We start from the raw sequence: 3,372 nt of genomic DNA on the forward strand, positions 1-3,372 counted from the left end.
CCTGCGGCTAACGATCGATGAACTGTGAGCGAACGCGCAGAGGGAGCTCGCTTGGACGCCATCGAGAAAGCGATCCGCAACGCCTTCGCGAAAGGCAATGCCGAGGACCGGGCGTTTCGCGAGAAGGTCTATCGTTCGGCCTTTGCCGCGCTGGATCGCGTCCTGCAGGCCAATCCGAATGTGACGGTGGAGGCCGCCATCAACCGCCGCAAGGCGGTGCAGGCCAAGATCGCCGAGATCGAATCCGAATTCCTGCCGGCCGTCCAGGCAGTCCCCGACGTCACGCTTCCGTCCGAAAGCGGCACGCCCGCCGGCAACGCGGCGCCGGCGCCCTCGATCGACACGCCAACCCAATCTCCCGCGCCGTCGGTGGATGCGCCGCGACCGCCGGCCCAAGCGGCGCCGTCGCCGTCGATCACTGTCGACGGTCCGGTGCAGCCGGATGCTTCGGATGCGCCGCGCTCGCGCGTGCTGCCCCGCGTGCCCGACATCATGCCGGACGAGACGGCACTTCCCGACGCGCCGACCCTCGATGATTCTCCCGGAGCCTCCGTCGGCAACGGCGCCGAAGTGGCGCCGGATCGCGACGAGCGGCGAATCAGGGGACGGCGCCTGCCGCTGACGGCGATCTTCGTCGTGGCGACGCTGCTTGCGGCAGCCGGCATTGGCGGCTACTTCGCCTTCCAGACCGGCGTCTTCAAGACGGCGGCTGAGCTCGACACCGGTCCGCCGGAGGCGCCTCCGACGCTGGAAGGGGAGGAATCCTCGCAGCCCGCCGACACGGGCTCGCCGCAAAAGCCGGGCGAGGCGGACCAGTCGAAGAACTGGATCAACGTCTTCTCGCCCGCCGATCCGACCCATGTCAGCACGCCGTCCGACGCCGGCGCCGAGGTGATGAAGGACGACACCGGCCAGTTCCTGCGCATCCGCTCCGGCGCGTCCGGCTCGGCGATCGCCTTCGATGTCGGTCAGGGCGTGCTGGAAAAGCTCGCCGGCAAGCACGCCATGTTCGACGTCATCGCCCGCTCGGAAGAAGGCAAGGAAACCCAGATTTCGGTCGACTGCAATTTCGGCGAGTTCGGCGATTGCGGCCGCAAGCGCTATGCCGTCGGCCACGAGCGCAACGAATACCTGTTCGACGTGCAGTTCCCGAACAAGCATCCGGGCGCAGCCGGCACTATCGCCATCAATTCCGACTTCGACAAGCAGGGCAAGTCCGTCGACATCTACGAGATACGCGTTTCGATCGCGGAGTGAGCGTGTCGTTGTACTTGCCGACGCAGGCGCAGCACCCCACCCGCGCCTTCGGCGCGACCTCCCCATCAAGGGGAGGTAGGGGTTGGCGCGACCTTCTACCTCCCCTCGATGGGGAGGTCGGCGCGAAGCGCCGGGTGGGGTGAAGCGCCGACGTTGGATTTTGCTACCGGTCGAGCAGCGCCTGCAGCGTCTCGATGCGGTCGGCTTCGGCGGCCGGCTTGTCCCAGCGCAGCCGCGATATGCGGGGAAAGCGCATCGCGACACCCGATTTGTGGCGCGTCGATCGGTTGAGGCCTTCGAACGCCACTTCCAGCACCAGGCCGTTCTTGCGGTCGGCGCGCACCGAGCGCACCGGGCCAAAACGTTCGACCGTGTTGTCACGGACATATTTGTCGATCTGCTTGAGCTCCTCGTCGGTGAAGCCGAAATAGGCCTTGCCGACCGGCACCAGCTCTTCCGCGCCTTCCGGTCCGGCCCAGACACCGAACGTGTAGTCTGAATAGAAGCTCGAGCGTTTGCCGTGGCCGCGCTGCGCGTACATCAGCACCGCGTCGACCGTATGCGGATCGCGCTTCCACTTGAACCAGGGGCCTTTCGGCCTGCCGGCGAGATAGGGCGAATCCCAGCGCTTCAGCATCACGCCTTCGATGATCGGATGCGGCGGCGCCTGGCGCAGCCGCTCCAACGCCTCCCAGTCGGGGAATTCGACCAGCGGTGAGAGGTCGAATCGGCTCGGCTCGAGCGTCCCGACGAAGGCTTCGAGCCGGCTTCGGCGCTCGGCGAAGGGGAGGCCGCGCAAATCCTCGCCGTCGATGTGCAGGGCGTCGTAGCAGCGCATGAAGGCCGGATATTGCTGCTGGATCTTCGGTGACACGCTCTTGCGGTTCAGCCGCTGCTGCAGGTCGGAGAAGGTCCCGGTCGCCGCGCGCGGATCGCCGACCAGCAGTTCGCCGTCGAGCGCTGCCTCGAAGTTCATTGCCGCGGCGAGATCCGGGAAGGCGCCGGACACGTCGTCGCCGGTGCGCGAATAAAGCCGGCGGATGCCGCTTTCGCATACCGCCTGCACGCGGATGCCGTCCCATTTCCACTCCGCCGCGTAGTCGGCGTGGTCGAGTTTTTCGAGGTCGCCGTCGCCGACGGCGTTGGAGAGCATCACCGGCCGGAACAGCGCGAACGCCGCGCTCTTCGGCTTTTCCGCGCGCCCTTCCAGCCACGCAAACAGCTCGCTGTAGGGCGGCGTCAGCCCGTGCCACAGCTCCTCGATCTCGGAAACGTCGACTTTGCCGAGATCGGCCAGCGCCTGCTTGGCGAGCCTTGCCGACACGCCGATGCGCAAGCCGCCGGTGACCAGCTTGATGATGGCGAAGCGCGCCGAGATGCTGGCGCTGTCGAGCAGCCGCGCCAGCACCTGCGGCCCGTCGGACCGGCTCGCCGCCTGCAGCCTGGCGACTACCTCGGCGAGCGTCGGCGCATGGTTCGGAAGATGACCGGTGGGCTGCGGCCAGACCAGCGACACGGTTTCGGCAAGGTCGCCGACATAGTCGTAGGAATAGCCGAACAGCACCGGGTCCATGCGCTCGACCACCAGCGCGCGCAGCATCGCCGGCTTCACCGCCGCGATCGAAAGATCGCCGGTGATCGCCGCCAGCGCCAGCCCGCGGTCCGGGTCCTCGACGCCGCGGAAATAATCGGTGAGCAGCGTCAGCTTGCCGTTGCGCGACGGCGTCAGCACCAGCCGGTCGAGGAGCTCGGCGAAGCGGTTCATGACGGGATGAGCCACGCCAATAGCGAAAGCCGGCGCGCGGCACCCCCCTCTGGCCTGCCGGCCATCTCCCCCGCAAGGGGGGAGATTGGCAGCTTCGGCTCCGCAGCACATCCTTCGACGCCGGTGATTGGCGAAGGCCAGGCCGATAGCTGATCTCCCCCCTTGCGGGGGAGATGGCCGGCAGGCCAGAGGGGGGTGTGAAGGATCGCGGCGTTCCCAATTTCCGCATCAAAGATCGCCATCAATCGCCCTCGTCCTCGTACCCCACAAGATGCAGCGGCCGCGCAGTGATGCCCTCGAGCTCGCACCAGCGCACCAGCGCCTCCTCGCGGCCATGCGTCACCCAGATC

Annotated in this window: 2 protein-coding genes and 1 pseudogene; 1 reads left to right on the plus strand and 2 read right to left on the minus strand. The window is 67.3% G+C overall.

The genetic code is table 11. The annotated features are described in order from the left end of the window. Nucleotides 1–51 precede the first annotated feature (51 nt). Nucleotides 52–1,257, plus strand: a complete 1,206-nt coding sequence (locus EOA38_RS31365; RefSeq protein ID WP_126090404.1) for a hypothetical protein — start codon at nt 52–54, stop codon at nt 1,255–1,257. 163 nt (nt 1,258–1,420) lie between these two features. On the opposite strand, the gene EOA38_RS31370 is transcribed toward EOA38_RS31365, so the two are convergent. Next, nucleotides 1,421–3,022 (minus strand): cisplatin damage response ATP-dependent DNA ligase, encoded by a 1,602-nt coding sequence (locus EOA38_RS31370; protein WP_127301044.1) that lies wholly within the window; start codon nt 3,020–3,022, stop codon nt 1,421–1,423. A gap of 241 nt (nt 3,023–3,263) precedes the next feature. Further along, a pseudogene (locus EOA38_RS31380) lies at nt 3,264–3,372 on the minus strand (DNA ligase-associated DEXH box helicase); the annotation flags it as partial.

The sequence above is a fragment of the Mesorhizobium sp. M1E.F.Ca.ET.041.01.1.1 genome, assembly GCF_003997355.1.
GTDB lineage: Bacteria > Pseudomonadota > Alphaproteobacteria > Rhizobiales > Rhizobiaceae > Mesorhizobium.